Annotated in this window: 11 protein-coding genes; 7 read left to right on the top strand and 4 right to left on the bottom strand. The window is 43.0% G+C overall.

Going from position 1 to position 16826, the window contains the following annotated elements; translation table 11 throughout:
* Positions 1-127 precede the first annotated feature (127 nt).
* Positions 128-1606 carry a bifunctional diguanylate cyclase/phosphodiesterase gene (locus K5Q73_RS03760; RefSeq protein WP_220761771.1) on the top strand — a complete coding sequence of 493 codons (1479 nt, stop codon included), beginning with the start codon at positions 128-130 and terminating at the stop codon, positions 1604-1606.
* A 157-nt stretch (positions 1607-1763) separates the two neighbouring features.
* Here K5Q73_RS03760 and K5Q73_RS03765 read toward each other — a convergent pair whose 3' ends face one another.
* Entirely contained in the window at positions 1764-2240 is a 477-nt protein-coding gene (locus K5Q73_RS03765; protein WP_220761773.1) for a thioesterase family protein, read from the bottom strand.
* A gap of 173 nt (positions 2241-2413) precedes the next feature.
* Between K5Q73_RS03765 and K5Q73_RS03770 the strand changes: the two genes are divergently transcribed.
* From K5Q73_RS03770 to K5Q73_RS03780, 3 genes are all read left to right on the top strand, one after another.
* On the top strand, positions 2414-2854 hold the full coding sequence (locus K5Q73_RS03770) for an OsmC family protein (protein WP_220761774.1): 441 nt from the start codon (positions 2414-2416) through the stop codon (positions 2852-2854).
* A gap of 448 nt (positions 2855-3302) precedes the next feature.
* Positions 3303-6527: an EAL domain-containing protein gene (locus tag K5Q73_RS03775; RefSeq protein WP_220761776.1), complete on the top strand. Its 3225-nt coding sequence runs from the start codon at positions 3303-3305 to the stop codon at positions 6525-6527.
* A 267-nt stretch (positions 6528-6794) separates the two neighbouring features.
* Positions 6795-8132: a DEAD/DEAH box helicase gene (locus tag K5Q73_RS03780; RefSeq protein ID WP_220761778.1), complete on the top strand. Its 1338-nt coding sequence runs from the start codon at positions 6795-6797 to the stop codon at positions 8130-8132.
* 327 nt (positions 8133-8459) lie between these two features.
* Here K5Q73_RS03780 and K5Q73_RS03785 read toward each other — a convergent pair whose 3' ends face one another.
* Positions 8460-9878: an endonuclease/exonuclease/phosphatase family protein gene (locus K5Q73_RS03785; protein ID WP_220761780.1), complete on the bottom strand. Its 1419-nt coding sequence runs from the start codon at positions 9876-9878 to the stop codon at positions 8460-8462.
* Between the two features lie 337 nt (positions 9879-10215).
* On the opposite strand from K5Q73_RS03785, the gene K5Q73_RS03790 reads away from it, so the two are divergent.
* Complete coding sequence (locus K5Q73_RS03790; RefSeq protein WP_220761782.1) at positions 10216-10551, top strand: hypothetical protein; 336 nt, start codon at positions 10216-10218, stop codon at positions 10549-10551.
* Positions 10552-10606: 55 nt separating this feature from the next.
* Here K5Q73_RS03790 and K5Q73_RS03795 read toward each other — a convergent pair whose 3' ends face one another.
* Both K5Q73_RS03795 and K5Q73_RS03800 read right to left on the bottom strand, forming a co-directional pair.
* Positions 10607-11509, bottom strand: a complete 903-nt coding sequence (locus K5Q73_RS03795) for a mechanosensitive ion channel family protein (RefSeq protein WP_220761784.1) — start codon at positions 11507-11509, stop codon at positions 10607-10609.
* Complete coding sequence (locus K5Q73_RS03800) at positions 11510-13867, bottom strand: ATP-binding protein (RefSeq protein WP_220761787.1); 2358 nt, start codon at positions 13865-13867, stop codon at positions 11510-11512.
* Positions 13868-14045: 178 nt separating this feature from the next.
* On the opposite strand from K5Q73_RS03800, the gene K5Q73_RS03805 reads away from it, so the two are divergent.
* On the top strand, positions 14046-15194 hold the full coding sequence (locus tag K5Q73_RS03805; RefSeq protein WP_220761789.1) for a GTP-binding protein: 1149 nt from the start codon (positions 14046-14048) through the stop codon (positions 15192-15194).
* A 218-nt stretch (positions 15195-15412) separates the two neighbouring features.
* Positions 15413-16777 carry an MATE family efflux transporter gene (locus K5Q73_RS03810; RefSeq protein WP_374706805.1) on the top strand — a complete coding sequence of 455 codons (1365 nt, stop codon included), beginning with the start codon at positions 15413-15415 and terminating at the stop codon, positions 16775-16777.
* Positions 16778-16826 lie beyond the last annotated feature (49 nt).

Here is a 16826-nt window from a genome sequence, read left to right on the forward strand (position 1 = left end):
ATAGATAGACCTTAAGTGCTGTAGCTATGAAAGCTTAAACTATGGTGTGTGCTGGCGCAGTCGTTTGCAGGCACTATAGTTTATAACAGACTAAATTGAGATTTTATAACGGTAAAAGTACTCATCGATGGACAGTTTTTGGATGATTTCCACTGTGTGTTTATTGCTACTTGTTTTGTTAGTGAGTGCACTTTTGTGGCTGTTTAGACTGCATCGTCAACTCAATAAGTTTTTTGAGTCTCTTGTGCTCAACGGGATGAAGCTCCCAGCTACTAATACTTCTTTAACAGTTAAACTCCTCAGCTTAAAAGATCTCTTCACCACCCTTTATAGCCAAAGTAAGCAATCAGAAAGAGATAAGCTTACCGAGCTTGATAATCGATTGAGCATGAAGCGTAAAATGGCGGCCTTAATGCCGTTAAATAATGGCAGTTTGGTATTACTCGATATCTATCGTTTTCGGTATGTGAACGATCTATTTGGTTTTAACTTTGGTGATGAGTTATTAAAGCAAATGGCGGGGCGGGTGAAGAGTCTAGCCCCTGAAGGTTCGTTAATCGCTAGGATGAATGAAGATGAATTTCTTATCTACTTTACTAACGAAATGACGCCGCCACAACTGCAGCAGATCATAGATAAACTGCAGCTACCTTACGATATTTTTGGCAGCATCATAACGACAAGAGTGCAAATGGGGCACTTGGCGCTAAAGCCTTTTCATGGTGATATCAGTACCATGTTGCGACGACTCGACTTAGCGCTGAAGAAAGCCAAGACCCACGATGTAGCACTCTCTGAATATTTGTTAGGGGATGATGCGGCGCAGCTTAGAGAAGTGTCGATTATTAATAGTCTTGCTAAGGCACTGCGTGATGGCGAGCTTTATATGGTGTATCAGCCGAAGCAAAGCTTCCCTAAAGGGGACAGCCAGCAAGTTGAGGCATTAATGCGATGGCAACACCCTTTATTGGGCAATATATCGCCTGCTGAGTTTATTCCTCTAGCCGAATATTCCGGGATGATCGATATCGTTAGCCAATGGGCCTTAGATCAAGTCTTTGCACAGCAAGCATTATGGCGCCAAAGTGATATTAAGCTTCAGGTAGCGGTAAACTTATCGACCCAAGATCTAGGTAACGCCTCTTTGATTACTGGTATAGAAGCCAGACTTGAGCAATATCAATTAAAGGCGAATGCCATCTCAATAGAGATCACTGAAAGTAAGTTGATGCAAGACTTAGATGGGGCGGTTGTAACGATTAAACGTCTGCGTCATTTGGGGGTTGATGTTGCCATCGATGATTTTGGGACAGGTCATTCATCTTTAGCTTACCTTAAATATTTGCCAGTCGATGAAGTAAAGATTGATAAAGCTTTCTTAGAAAATCTTGAGGTCGATGTTAGGGCTCGTCACATAATGGATACCAGTATTCGACTAGCCAAAGGTCTTGGTTTTAAGGTGACAGTTGAAGGGGTGGAAACTGAGGATGTTTTACAGATATTGCTTGATATGGGCGTGGATAAAATTCAAGGTGATATTTTTTCTAAGCCCTTAACAGCGAGAGAACTGGGAGCACGGTGGTCGAAAATAAGTCGGGCGAGCTAAGGCTTGCCTTTGACTAGGCTAGTAGCTGTTTAAGGCCTAAGCAGCTAAGATAAAGGTAAGTCGCTGGTGTCGAAATCAAGGGGGTTGAGACTTACCCTAATCTTAAATTGTGCTGTCGCTGCAATTAAGCCATCAGATAGAGCCACCAGCCAAAAAGCTAAAATATAACGGCTTCAGAAAAAGCTTCACCTAAACGAGCAATTAACTGTTGTGGCATAGGACTTAGTTGACGTTTCTTATTCATGCAGATCATCTCAATCTGGGCGGTCACGGCGGGCTTTTTGCCATTAGGGCGCCAGATCTCCTGCAACCAAACCGTACGGTACTTACTCTCAAAAAAGAATTTGGTTCGAACATCGATAATATCGGCAAACTCCACACCGTCGTGACAAAGCATATCGCTGCGATATACCGCGAAGCCTAAGTTATGTTCATCCCATAAGCTGGCTAAGTCATTTGCGCCTATGACATGTTCACGGGCACGTTCAAAGTACTTTAGAAAGTTAGGGTGGTATACCACACCTGAGAAATCGGTATCTTCATAATAGATCTGCACGGGAAAGCTGTAGGTTTTACTGTACTGTACGGACTTAGTATCAGACTTATTAGCCTGTATGGTATGAATTTGTGACATAGTGATTGGTTTTATGTGTGCCAGTGTAGAGATTGGCTTATCAGTCTATCACAGTAAATAATCTGTAAACGACTAACTGATAAATTCGGCAAACTGTGAATTGCGCTTGAGTTTTGGTTTAAATGTTCATTAGAATAACCTCATTGAAATAAAACTAATGGAGTGATGTTGAAATGCCAGAAAAGAGCGTTGAAGTTAAAACACACATGGGTGAGGGCTGGAAAGTTACCGCTCAAGTGAGAGATCACCAACTTGTCATAGATCAGCCTACAGCAGGTAATGAAGGCGCTAATCCGTTAGAGACATTTATTTTCTCTCTAGCAGGATGCATTTCTACCATAGCTAGAATGGTTGCGAGAGAGCAGAACATTACACTTAATCATTTTGATGTATCGATTAAGGCACAATTAAATACAGCTGGACTACTTGGAAAAGCGAGCTACGACCCCGTAGGCTTTAAGCACATTGACATCACAGTAGATATGGATGCCACAATGAATCAAGAACCCTTATTTAATGCGCAAAAGAGTGAGTTTCTTGATACAGTTTGCCATCGTTGCCCTGTGCATGACAACTTACTCAGGCCGAGCCTAGTCACCCATCAAGCTGGTTAATTCTCTATAAAGGATTAGGGGCTAATTGACTTAGATTCTTGAGGGGACAGCTTCCCTTGAGGTTAGCTCCTAACCTTCTCTTCTCGATTAATAAAGTCTTGCATTAAACACAGCTTTTAATTTATTAGAGGCTGGTTAAGGCCTCATTTTATCTTTCTGTTTTATACTCATATGTAATAATTTTGAATAAAAAATCGTCTCATACCTTTGAACTTTAGTTCTTTAGTGTTTATCTTTGTAAAGGTAGTCGTCTAAAAATAACGCTGATTCGAATAATTTCCTATACTGACAGTGAATTACACACTTTCTGAAACCTGCTATAGAGAGGTAAGAGAGTTGTTGGCTCAAACGATAGTCTGTCAGGCTTAAATACTCGTCTTCTAGATAGGTTAATTGATTACAAAAAACATCGACCCTTAAAAGAAATATCAAGGATGAATAGCTTCTTATGGATCAAGGCTTAATTCTCTCTCTTATACAAAATGCTGCATTATTACTCGCGATAGTTCTCGTGTATGACGCGTTTCCGCGTAATCATAAACGCTCACTAGATTTATTATGGCGTGTAGGCATAGGTGTTCTAGTCGCGGTAATTACTGTGTCCGTCATGCTGATGCCTTGGCAGCACAGTAACGGCGTCTTTATTGACTCAAGAACGGTTATTTTAAGTATCTGCGGTCTATTCTTTGGTGGCGTGCCAACTTTAGTCGCTGTAATTATTAGCTGTCTATATCGGCTTAGTGAAGGTGGCATAGCTGTATGGTCAGGTATTGGCACCATAGTGACCTCAGGGCTTATGGGGTATCTTTGGGGGAGGTACCGCAAAGGTGATATCAGTGATATCCGCATTAGCGAGCTTTTTGCCTTTGGCTTGATGACCCATAGTGTGACTCTACTCTGGGGCTTGACCATGCCCACTGAAATCGCCATTAACCTAATGAAACAGATCACAGTCCCCTTTCTTACCATCTTTCCAATCACTACCGTTTTACTTGGAATATTGCTATCTAGGCGTATAGAGATAGAGCGAGACCAAAAAATAAAGTTGCAGGACCACTTGCTGTTTAAGTCACATTTCCAGAGCGGAAATATGGGGATAGCAATTACCGATATTGCTCATGAATGGATTAAGGTGAACTCAAGTTTGTGTCAGATGCTTAAATATACCGAGCAAGAGCTGCTTAGTTTAACTTGGTCTGATCTTATGTCTGCTGATGATTTTAAACGCTATAAGCATCAGCTTTTAAGGATGCTAGACGGAGGGATTAACGAGTTTGAGCTTGATCTTTGTCTTACCGCTAAAGATGAGACAATTGTCTATACCCATATGACAGTGGCCTGCCAAAGAGCGCAATCTAGAGTCGAATTGATTATTACAGGTTTTTTAAACCGCACTTCACAGAAAGAAGCTGAGAAAGAGATGCTTGCTAGTCAGGAGCAATTGGGCTTGGTACTCGGTAGCAGTGAATTAGGCTTTTGGGATTGGGATATTAGTCACGATATCATAGAGCGGAATGAGCACTGTGCCGCCTTACTAGGCTGTGATGTCGATACCCTTAATCGGCAGCAAAATATGTGGATTGACTCGATTCATCCAGAAGACCGAGTCAGAGTGGTAGAGTCCATAGAAGCGCATCTAAGTGGTGAAACAGAGCAGCATAAAATCGAATACCGCATTCGCACCTTAGCAAGTGAAACATTATGGATTTTAGATTCTGGAAAAGTGATGAGCCGCGACGAAAGTGGTCGCCCATTAAGAATGTGCGGCATACATACAGATATTACAGATAGAAAACGCGTGGAAGAATCATTAAAGCTTGCTGCTTCAGTTTATAACAATAGCCGTGAAGCTATGAGTGTGCAGGATGAGCAAGGCTTGATTATCAATATTAATGCTGCATTTACTGATATTACTGGTTACACCGAATCCGAAGTTAAAAATCAAAATATCACGATATTAGAGTGTAATCGTAATAATCGTAGTGCCTATGAGCAGATGCACATGGCAGTAGAAGAGGAGGGCCGGTGGCAAGGAGAGGTTTGGCTAAAGCGTAAAAACGGTGAAGAGTTTGTGGTTTGGTTAACCCTGAATGCCTTGTTTGATGCAGAAGCGCAAACTTTGCGTCGCGTAGCCCTGTTCTCAGATATCTCAGAAAAGAAGCAAGCCGAAAAAATAATCTGGAAACAGGCGAATTATGACCCATTAACCGGCCTACCCAATCGGCGTATGTTGCTCGATTATCTTAATGCGGAGATCTTAAAATCTGACAGCCGCGAGCAGCACTTTGCATTGATGTTTCTAGATTTAGATTACTTTAAAGAAGTTAATGACACTCTTGGCCACGATATGGGAGACATGTTGCTATCTGAAGCTGCTAAGCGACTTAAAGCCTGTATTAGAGAGTCTGATGTAGTAGCAAGGCTTGGTGGAGACGAGTTTACGGTTGTTTTATCTGGGGTGACCGATATTAAAGGGGTCGATAAAGTAGCGAAACACATTTTAAGCCGCATTGCCGAACCCTATAACTTAGGGGAAGAGACAGCCTATATCAGTGCCAGTATTGGCATTACGCTCTACCCTGATGACGCTTCAACTATTGAAGGGTTATTAAAGCACGCCGATCAGGCAATGTATGCCGCTAAAGATGAAGGGCGAAATCGTTTTCATTACTTTACGCCATCCATGCAGCGATACGCCAAATATAGAATGCGTCTGATCCAAGACCTTCGCTCTGCTATTGCCAACCATGAATTTGAGCTTTATTACCAACCAATTGTCAGTTTACAGGGGGGGGAGGAACTTAAGGCCGAAGCCTTAATCCGCTGGCGTCACCCTAAACGTGGTCTGGTATCGCCAATAGAGTTTATTGCCGTCGCCGAAGAGACTGGGCTCATTATTGAGATAGGGAATTGGGTTTTCCAGCAAGCGGCCCGTCAGAGTGCTTTCTGGCGCGATCGTTTTGGCATAGAAGTGCAGATTAGTATTAACAAGTCTCCGGTTCAGTTTAGGGATGAAGGTGAGAGCTTAAACTCTTGGGTGAATCTGTTAAAGACGCTGAACTTAACGAATAATAATGTCTGTATCGAGATCACCGAGGGGTTATTGCTAGATGGCAATAGTGCTATCTCATCTAAGCTTTTACAATATCGAGATTCAGGGATACAGATCTCACTTGATGACTTTGGTACAGGCTATTCTTCGCTGGCATACCTTAAGAAATTTGACATAGATTTTTTAAAAATTGATCAGTCCTTTACACGAAATCTAGACAGCAATAGTGATGATTTCACCTTATGTGAAGCGATTATTGTGATGGCCCATAAGCTGGGGATGAAAGTCATTGCCGAAGGCGTAGAGACTGACTACCAACGTAGAATTTTAGCTAATGCAGGCTGTGACTTTGGTCAAGGGTATCTATTCTCAAGACCTGTACCCGTTGAAAAGTTTGAGCAGGCTTACCTTATACCTCAGCATCCACTTATCGAAGACGGCCTTAAGGACGACAGCTTATTAGACACAGCAGCTGTAAACAGAGCTGATTTAGAAAACTTAACGATAGAAAATAATATTGTAGAAAGTAGCCCTATGGAAAATACTGAGATAGAAAATAGTTGGGTGGAAATTAGCTCAGAAGATGTCAGCCCAGTAGAAAATCGCTCTGCCGAAAAGTGAGCTCTGTAGTCAATATCTTGAGCGAGCATACACTGTGCTCTTCCTCAGTTGATTAGGCGTTACCAAGGCCGCAGAGAAACACTGAGCCAGATGTGCTTAACTAAGCGTTGCTTACCAAGAAAACGATATAGTGTTGCTAAAATTGAGTAAACTCAGAATCACCTATATTGACTTCGTATGGCTATATAATCTCGCGCGGGATTTTGCTAGACTCCGCGCTCACTTTTATTGCTTCCATTCTTTACACTAATCCTAATTGAGCCGACCATGAACTTTGATGCATTCGATTTACATTCCAAAATTTTAGATGCAGTTTCTGCTCGCGGTTACCAGCAGTTGACGCAAGTGCAGTCACAGGTGTTACCCGTAGCCATGGAAGGTAGAGATATTATGGCTTGCGCCCAAACGGGTACTGGCAAAACAGCAGCTTTTGCTCTGCCGTTACTTAATACCTTGATCAAGGAGTATGGATTATTTACAGCTAACGAAGCTGAGCTTACACATCAGTCAACTGTTAAGGTGCTGGTCCTTACTCCTACTCGTGAGTTGGCGATTCAAGTTGCAGATAATATTTCCGCCTATGCGCAGTTCTTACCGTTTAAAACGGTGGCTGTTTATGGCGGCTCAAACATGAACCCGCAGCGCAAAGCTCTGCAAGCTGGCGTTGATATTTTGGTCGCGACCCCCGGGCGTCTGTTCGATCATATTGGACAATTCGGCTTAGATTTGTCTAACGTGACTCACTTAGTGGTGGATGAAGCGGATCGCATGCTGGACTTAGGTTTTGTTCGCGATATTGAAAAAGTGAAGAAGCTGGTGGCTTCGGCTCATCAAACACTCTTTTTCTCAGCGACTTACAGTGACGCAGTTAAAACATTAGCGGAAAAAATGTTAATTGCGCCGGAGTGGATTAATGTGGCTACGTCCGCCACTGCCAGCTTAATCACCCAAGAAGTTTACTTAGTTGATACTCGCCGTAAAGCAGAGCTTTTGTCAGAGCTGATTGGCCGTAATAACTGGCAGCAAGTGTTGGTGTTTGTGAGTACTCGCGAAAGCGCCGAGCATCTACATGCAGAGCTTAAACTTGATGGTGTGAAAAACGCGGTTTTTCACGGTGAGAAAACCCAAGGCGCCAGAAACCGTGCATTAGAAGAATTTAAATCTGGCAAGCTACGCGTGATGGTAGCAACAGATGTTGCCGCTCGTGGTCTTGATATCGAAGCGCTGCCTTTAGTGATTAACCTAGAACTCCCCTTTGCAGCAGAAGATTACGTGCACCGTGTTGGGCGTACAGGGCGTGCGGGTCTTGCTGGGCGTGCAATTTCATTTGTGTCACCGCAAGATCGTGAGATGATGCAAGAGATAGAAGTATTAATCGCACAAACCCTACCGCGTATTACCCTACCGGGTTACGAAGAGGGCGCACCACTACCTGCGCGTTATCGTGATGTGGTGGTGAAGCCTGTAAAAGAGAAGGGTCACAATAAACGTAAGTATGAAGACAAAAATCGCCCGGCAAAAAATGCAGTAGGAAAAAGCAATTTCCGCAGCGCAGCGTCGGGAAAAAGTAGCTACGGTCGCTCAAAAGATAAAGCGAAGAAATAGCGTATATAGAGACATACTTATCTAAATGAAGTGAACATATCTATAGTTAGAATGTTCACTTTTTTATGGGCTAAAACTAGTACTTGGTTCATGCGCCATTTAGAGAGGTTTATGAAAAATTTAAGCAAGAGTGTTGGACGAGTGACCCCTATATCGGCATGGAAGCTATTGCTTGCTTTAACCCATCGATGCAGTTTTCTATTTAGTTAGTATTTCAATTAATCTGCGAAAACCAAAAAAGACGCGCAGTAGAAAGACTCTATTGCGCGTTTTGTATTCAATGGAAGTTAAGCTTTATTGGGAATATGTTCTCAATAACTGGCTTAATTAGAACTCCGCTTTAACCCAGACAAGGCGGTGATCGGATGAAATATCTTTGCCGTCACCATATTTACCTACACGCTCATCATTCATTAGTAGACGACCTTCTTCGAAGGTCGCTGGCCAGAAAACACCTGAGTCAGTGATGTTTAGGTCGCTTGATGGCATCACATAGTCAACACGAAGCCCGAATGTACTCGTTACATATTGTGGGCTACCAGTTCCCCACTCACCACATTCGCCACTAGTAAAGCACTCATCAGCACCTAAGCTGCTAGGGGCATAAACACCTAAAGTTGCGTGAGTGTTGATGTTGTCATTGGCTAGTAACTTAGCAATCGTTTCAATTTTACCATCGCCATCGTTAGGGTCAGCGTTCAGGTCGCCCATGATCATAAATGATGCGTCATCAGCTAAACCACCTTGTAGACCTTTGTCGTCATACATGTAGTCTGAACCTGATACATAGTCATTCCAGAATGCCACTTCTGCACTGTTAAGAAGTACATTGTTCTTCGTCACGGTGTCGAATACTGGTGGTGTCGGGTGTGACATTAATAGGTGAACAGACTGAGTGCCGCCGTCTGATGTTGGGACTAATACAGGCACATCAACATGGTTCTTAGAGGAAAGTGGTTTTTCTGCCCAAGCTTCAGCTGAGTACCACTCATCACCACACTTCATACCAGCAGGAATTGGGTTTTTATCGTCGTCACAATTAACGATAGTAGGATTGGTTTCACCTGGCATATCTTTCCATTTGAAGTTTTGGAAAGTACGGATATTAGCTGTGTCGATAGGGTACATAGAGATCAGGCCAAATGCGTATTGACCGTGATAGAAACCAAATCCCCAAGCATCACCAGGTAAGGCAATTTTGCCGTCACGATCTAAGTCAAAATCGCTAAGTAAACCAGTGTTAGTGGCGAATGTTTGAGAGTAACCAAATTGGATAGGTTGCAACATCTTCTTCTCATCAGACGTTGCACCAAGGCCATTTTGAGGTACAGACAAGTAGTTAAGGCGGAACCCAACCATAGCATCTTGGTTTTCACCAATACCATCATTGTTGAATTCGCCCATCATCAATACTGCTGGGCGTTCTGTTTGAATTACAGCTGCAACGTTACGGATCTGAATAACTTTCTCCGCGACTTCTTTTTCTTCGGAAGTTAAGGTTCCGGCGAACCACTTATCCATTAATTCGTCTTGCTTTTCAGTTGTTAGTGTCATCTCACTAACAAGTTGCTCAAAGCTAGTACGATCGAATGATAAGTTATACGCGGCAAAGCGGCCGTCTCTTTCTACTGGTTCAACAGGATCTGGTGTCGGCTCAGTTGGATGATAGTTATTAGTTTCATCGTTACAGCCTGCTAATAACGCAACAGATATCGCAGCAGCAGCTGCAGTTTTAAGTAATTTCATGTTTTGACCCATCAATTGTAATTATAATAACGAGCTCATTTAGTTGAGCTTCGCTGATATTCTATACAGCTGTATATTGGATGAATATAAATCTTGGATAGATGAGCATCTATATGTTGAAATTATCAACACACTTTGTTGTGGTGTTTCAGTTGCGTTTCCTTGCTGTTGCTGTGTGGTTGGTATTCGGTGTTTTTTTTGTGATTTTTTTGTGATTTTTTTTTGTGGTTTTTAGCTGAAGGTTGGCAGGAAGCTAAGTTAGTTGTATTTAAGCCCTCCTTAATATGTGCATGATTTGATAGTGTTATCGTTATTAATTAATTTGGAGTCGATTTCAGTGATTAAAATCTATGGTGTGGTTAGCATTGTTGCGGTAGTGCTATTTTGTGGATGTGCGCAAATAGACCCGAAAGATACGGCCGCTAAAGCGACTAGCGTGAATAATGAGGCTACTGATGCGCGGTTAGATATTCAAGCTTGTGAACCTGCTTGGTTTGAAAAAGTGGCACAACAAATTATCACTGGCGATGGTCAAGGCCACGGCCCCGATCTTGGCTCGCTAGAGTGGCGCTCAGTGGTAGAGTTTAGACTGGGAATTAGAGGCGATAATGACTTACCCGAATTAGACTCAGATCTGTGGTGCGATTATATCGATACCCATTACCTTAAATAGCTCAGTATCAGTTTGCAGGCTAATACTGAGTCGTTACTGCGGCTCATGAGTCCTTTTAACGGTATATCTTGGTGCTTTGCATAATTGTTGGCGGGCAGATATTCTGCTTTTTAAACTCCTGCATAACCCTCAGGGTAATGTCTGTTTCAAATAGCTTTTCATATTTGATATCTAGCACGTAGGCTTTAAGCGTAAGCTTAATCGCGAAGTAATTATCACTAATATCTTGCTTCACAAGTACCACAATAGGTTTTGGCAGGTGGATATAGCGGCTCGATGCCGCAGCTTCACGAATGATGTCACAGGCTAAAGTAAGGTCTTGGTCCAGCGCGACATGGAAGGGGATGACGACCTGCATATCTAAAGCGCCATAGTTACCACTAACAACCACATCGCTTAGAAACTTGCTGTTGGGAATGGTAATAATGTCATCGGTCAAAGTACACATTCTGACGGAGCGTAGCCCTATGGTGACGATATCGCCGTAATGGCCCTCAAATGTGACTCTATCGCCAACCTGAAAGGGTCTGTCTATCATGACAGTGAGCCCGGCAATAAAGGATGCTGCTAGATCTTTCATCGCAAAGCCGACTGATACCGCTAAGGTGCCACCAATAAGGGTAAGCACTCTATCATCGACTCTAAAACTCAGCATAAATACTGAGATCCCCGCGGTCATATAGATAAAGAATTGAAAGAAGGATTGCAGCTTTTGGGCAAGCATACGTCGCTGGGCAAACTGGGCACCGATAGAGTCGACCAGATTTTGCGTGAATTTAAGCATTAGCCAGGCAATAAATACCACAATTATCGACATGAATACGCCACTCCAGCGGATCAAGCTGGCAATTTCTGTCAGACTGTCTAAGTTTGCTGTTGTGGTTTCAGCCCAGGCAGGCGTGGTGATACAAAGTGCAGCTAAGCCGATTACGCGCGGTAAGTGTTGAGAGCTTTTCATCTATTTCACCAATAAATGTTGGTTATGTAGTGTATTGGTTATGTATCTAAACCAGTGTGCTGAAATCCTTGCCTTATCATCCACTAATTCCACAAAGCCACGGTTTTGAAAATAGCGTAGTGTATTTAACACCTCGGAGAATCCAAGTTGAGTACAATCTGACAGTTCTTCCGCTGAAGCAACTTCCAACTGCACGATGGCGCGTAATACCGCTAGCATTGGTTTCGGCATGTTTTCGAGTTCTTTAGCATCAGGGGCGGTAAATATTCTGACAAATACTTTGCCACTGGTTTTATCTTTATTAAGAGACATTCTAAAGAATCGCAATGCAACTGTTGGGTTGCCATCGGAGTAGTCCCATAAAATACGGTAGAAACCTTGTTCGGCTCGCTGTTGCTCACTTAGCTCTTGTTCATCCCATTGCTTAGGTAATTTGAGTCCTTCAAAGCTTAAAGAATACTCACCTTCAATAGTGATACGGCTACTTAGTAAGGTGGCTATTTGTTTCTCATTCCAACGTGGCATGGCAATGACTTTATCAAATAGTAAGCGCTCGCCTCTTGCGCGGTCGATAAAGCGCCAAGCCGACTGTTCAATACCTAAAACCGCGCCATGCTGATTACGGCCGCGGCGTAGCAGTTTAGTTATTTTCATCAGATCGGTTAACCCCGCAACTTTAGGGCTAACTAATCGTTGGCAATTATCGATACAAATAATGTATCGCTGCTCAGATTGCCGCAAGTGTTGAATAAGGGCTGCTTCATTACCATCTTCTTCAAGCCCTAAGGCAATATTGAGTTGTTGGATCAATGGTGAATAACCACCGTATGGACAGCTTAAATAAATAGCATACTCTGAGTTGGCACGGTGTATTAGGCGTTTAAATAGTGTGGTTAGCCCTAAGCCTCGCTCCGAATAGACTAAAGCTAATGCCGGAACTGGGGCAAGAACGTAGCGCGCGAGTTCATCGAGCTCAGTCTTAGCATACTCTTCCACAAGCTCACTCTCTTCATGGCCAGGCATGACATACAAAAAGGCTTCGTCACCTTTAACACGAACCATATTGGTATTTTCTTTATCTGCTTGGCTCTGCTTGGCTACCTCAACTCTAAAGAAGTAGGCTAACGCATGCTTAAAGCTTTGATAGCGTGACAGATTGTTAAATAACTCTTGAAAGGCTCTTTGGTTAAATAGTCTAAAAACCCCAAGTAAGGTTGCCACAGGAGAAAATAACCAATTGTTTTCATTTTTGATCGCCCACTTGATGTAGTTAGGGTGATCATCATTTTGCTTCAACTGGTTGAAGATGATTTGACGCCAATCTCTTAAGGTTTTAATCAGTAAGATGAGTAGGGCGAGCCCGATAAATGTCTTCACCCAAGCGTAAATGGCTCCTTGATAAACACTCATCTCTGTAGTTTTGAGAATGATCCCAGACACCATAAACAACCGTACCCAATACTTTACCGTTTTGACTCTAAGCTCAACAATTTCAGACTGGTTGTTATAGCGGCTATGGTGAGCGGTAAATTCGTTGATAAGGCGGATAATAATCGCAGCGCTAAATGCCCAATAAACCACAACGCTTAGGTAGCTGATATTGCCAAGTCCTGGTAGGCGAGCAAATAAGTTCAGCAATACGGAGGCAGCAATGAACCAAGCGATAACAATGTGAACTTTATTGAGGTAGCGCCAAAAAATGTTACTAATAGGTTCTCGTTTGAGGCGAGCCATCCTAGTTTTATCGAGTCGCGACACGATAAATATTGGGCCTACTTTGAGCCACCACTTGAGAATTATTAAGACGAGAGCTGATTTGATGATAAGTACGATCAGCGGAATGGGGGAGACTGTTAGATCGTTAGCGAAGGCTTTTAGGTTTTTTACTTGTGAGACAAAGGCAAAGCTCGCGTTGGCCTCACTAATTTGAGCTTCAAGTATAATCTGGCGTACACCATCTGGGCCAAATCCAGTGTATTTATCATTGAGGTTAGGGCTAATGTACTGAAGTAATTTGGCCTTATTGGCGCTTAGATTATCTAAGGACAGTTTAACTTGCTGAACTTGCTGCCAAGTCGTTGTTGAGGGAGATTTTTTAAATGCCTGTAATTGTTGTTTTAGCTTAATAGTGTGCAGTGCTTGTTCATTAAAAAGCTGTATAAGCAAGTTTGCAGCCCGGTTTTGATCGCGCTGGCTTGCTAGGTGAATATCGGGTAGTGCATTCACACTAGAGTCGAGTGCTTGGCTCGATGGTGTCAGGCTGGGTTTATCAATATCAGACCAAGTCTGTGAATAACAAAACGGTGTGATGACTAGTGCTGTAAGCCAAAGTAAGCTTAATATCAGTTTTTTAAACATTGCTTCCTATCATTCCATTGGCAAGCCTATGATTTACCTGTAATCAGCATAGCATATGGCTTAAATCTTGATTGGAAAATAGCCAGCTATATAATTTTGGCTAACTCCCGGTTTTGGGGTGACATTAGATTGGATTAACGATTAGAATCTCAGGCTACTCGATAGATAGAGCCTAGCTATGATCCAGAAAATTATCCCAACCAATGTCATTACCGGTTTTTTAGGTGTCGGTAAAACTTCCTTAATTAAGGCTCTGTTACAGCATAAGCCTGAGGGAGAAGTGTGGGCTGTACTGGTCAATGAGTTTGGTGAAATAGGGATTGATGCTGGGTTACTCGATTCAGACTCTGAGCAAATTCAGATCAAAGAGGTGGCGGGCGGTTGTATGTGCTGCGCGGCGGGAGTGCCTATGCAGGTGGCGATAAATCAGCTAATAGCCAAAGCTAAGCCTGATAGATTGCTGATTGAACCAACGGGGCTAGGGCATCCTAAAGAGGTACTAAAGGTGTTAACTCAACCCCATTATCGGCAAGTGTTGGCGATGAAAGCCTGTGTGACCTTAGTGGACGCGAGAAAGCTCAATGATAGCCGTTATACTGAGCATGAAATTTTTAATCAACAGCTACAAGTTGCCGATGTTGTTTTGGCGAGTAAAGCCGATAGTTACCCTGCTTCATTAATAACAGAATTAGCTAAATATCTAGATTTAATTACTCCCACTGGCACGACACTTCAATCTACTGATACTGATACTGATACTGATACTGATACAGTGCCGATTATGCCTTGGAGCCTCAAGCTGGCCGCAGAGCTGAGTGTTTCGATTATGTCACTGTTAGAAAGGCCCCATAAAGGCTCGACTTTAACAAATGCAATAAGCTCAGAAAATAAGCCAACAATTTTGAGACCGAGTTCGCCAAGTGTAAAGGCTCCTCGCTTAATAGATATTAACTATAGCCCGCTATTTTCAGAGCCAGCAGCAGAGCTATCTTCTGGGCAACACATTGAATTTGATGAGCGCGGTTTGCTGCGAAAGACCAATCAAGGCGATGGGTTTTACAGCTGTGGTTGGGTCTTTGACCCAAGCTATGAGTTCGACTTTGACAAATTACTGGGCTTTATAAAAAGTTTGCATGTTCCTCGGCTTAAAGCCGTGATGATCACCGAAGAGGGGATTGCAGGCTTTAACTGTGTAGAGTCTGAATTATCTATCGTAGAGCTCGACGATGCGATGGATTCTCGTATCGAAATATTGTCTATGTCCGAAATCGATATAGAGAGTGTTGAGGTGGCTTTGCTGGGCCTTTCTTCACGGCTTGGCCTTTAGCTAGATATTGATCTCTAATTATTCGAGTCCAGTTATTTGAGTTCAGTTACTTGAGTTCAGTTATTAATTTAAAAACTATTTTTATCGGCTGCATGTTACCTCGCGACTATTTTAAGTTTCTTAATAGCGATTAAACACTAGAGCATGATTTGTCAGTCAAACATTTGTAGAACAGCGAAAATAATAACAATAATAAGAGAATGACCATGAGCCAACCTATGCTGCCGGCCGAATCTAATCGAGTCGTAACAGACTCGCCAATGATCACCGAACCAATCGCAAAACTGTTCTGGCGTTATAGCATACCGACAATCCTGTCTATGTTAGTGACGGGAATATACGTCACTATTGATGGCATGTTTATTGGCCATTACTTGGGGGAAGTCGGTTTAGCTGGGATGATTTTGGCTTATCCTATCGCAGCCATTCTCTATGCGGTAGGTGCGACTTTAGGCATGGGCGGAGCGGCGTTAGTCTCCATTCATCAGGGGCAAGGTGAGCCGCATATTGCGCGTAAGATCTTAGGTAATACTTTTAGCTTGTGCCTTATCTCGGGACTTATCACGACGGTACTCGGCTGCTACTTCTCTCGAGATATCTTGATGATGCTCGGCGCAGAGGGCGAGATCCTCAGTAGTGCTGACGACTATCTTTTTTGGTATTTTGCTTTAGGCACCTTCCCTATAGTGTCAATGGCCTTTGCTACATTACTGCGTAATGACGGCCGCCCTGGATTCGTGACCTTTGTGCTAATTTTAGGTGGCGTGTTAAATACTGTGCTCGATTGGCTGTTAATCGTGGTGTTCCCCTATGGGTTAATGGGGGCTGCGATAGCCACCATGATTTCTCAAGCCGTCACAGGGGCTCTGTGTTTACAGCATTTCTTCAGCAGTAAAACCGCAATAGGCATTAACCTTGAGCAGATGAAACTTAAATGGGATCACTGCGTCAATATCATACGTGTCGGTTTCCCCAGTTTCTTGATGAACATGTACTTGACAGTGGTGCTAACGCTACACAATGTGGCGTTTTTAACCGTGGGTACGCCTTTGCACGTGGCGGCTTATGGTGTGGTGAGTTATACCGAAGCCTTCTTCTATCTTTTGTTTGAAGGTATTGCCTTTGGTGTGCAGCCAATTTTAAGTTTTAATGCGGGAGCCAAGCGCTTCGACAGGGTTAAACAGGCGCTCAAGCTGGCTTTTTCAGTGACCTTAGTATGTGCCATCTTAGGCTTAGTTTTTATCTATTCTGTGCCGCAACTTTTTGTTTATATCTTTGCCGGTGACAATGCTTTACTTACGCCGATTGCAATCGAGGGCATGCGCTGGTATTTCTGGGGCTTACCTATGGAAGGCATGTTATTAGTGGGTGCATCATTTTTTCAAGCAATCAATTATTCAAAAGAAGCCTCGATTTTAACCGGGGCTAAGCTGATCCTGTTTACTGCTATTTTATGTGTGTTTGCCTGGGCATTTGGAGTGACAGGCGTGTGGATCTCACTGGCCACTTGTAGCACTGTGTTAGCTATCTGGATGGGCTGGATAATGAAGCGGACCCACACACAATTAATAGCTAAAAATTGACGAGTAAGGTCAAAGATGCAGTGTAAGCCTGTGATTTTTAATTTAGCTG

It is taken from the genome of Shewanella sp. MBTL60-112-B2, from assembly GCF_019655055.1.
Lineage (GTDB): Bacteria > Pseudomonadota > Gammaproteobacteria > Enterobacterales > Shewanellaceae > Shewanella.

Bases quoted from the DNA above. Each gene is read 5' to 3' on its own strand.
- K5Q73_RS03795 (WP_220761784.1), bottom strand. From the start codon at position 11,509: ATGAAAAGCTCTCAACACTTACCGCGCGTAATCGGCTTAGCTGCACTT.
- K5Q73_RS03770 (WP_220761774.1), top strand. From the start codon at position 2,414: ATGCCAGAAAAGAGCGTTGAAGTTAAAACACACATGGGTGAGGGCTGG.
- K5Q73_RS03810 (WP_374706805.1), top strand. From the start codon at position 15,413: ATGCTGCCGGCCGAATCTAATCGAGTCGTAACAGACTCGCCAATGATC.
- K5Q73_RS03800 (WP_220761787.1), bottom strand. From the start codon at position 13,867: ATGTTTAAAAAACTGATATTAAGCTTACTTTGGCTTACAGCACTAGTC.
- K5Q73_RS03775 (WP_220761776.1), top strand. From the start codon at position 3,303: ATGGATCAAGGCTTAATTCTCTCTCTTATACAAAATGCTGCATTATTA.
- K5Q73_RS03760 (WP_220761771.1), top strand. From the start codon at position 128: ATGGACAGTTTTTGGATGATTTCCACTGTGTGTTTATTGCTACTTGTT.
- K5Q73_RS03785 (WP_220761780.1), bottom strand. From the start codon at position 9,878: ATGAAATTACTTAAAACTGCAGCTGCTGCTGCGATATCTGTTGCGTTA.
- K5Q73_RS03765 (WP_220761773.1), bottom strand. From the start codon at position 2,240: ATGTCACAAATTCATACCATACAGGCTAATAAGTCTGATACTAAGTCC.
- K5Q73_RS03805 (WP_220761789.1), top strand. From the start codon at position 14,046: ATGATCCAGAAAATTATCCCAACCAATGTCATTACCGGTTTTTTAGGT.
- K5Q73_RS03780 (WP_220761778.1), top strand. From the start codon at position 6,795: ATGAACTTTGATGCATTCGATTTACATTCCAAAATTTTAGATGCAGTT.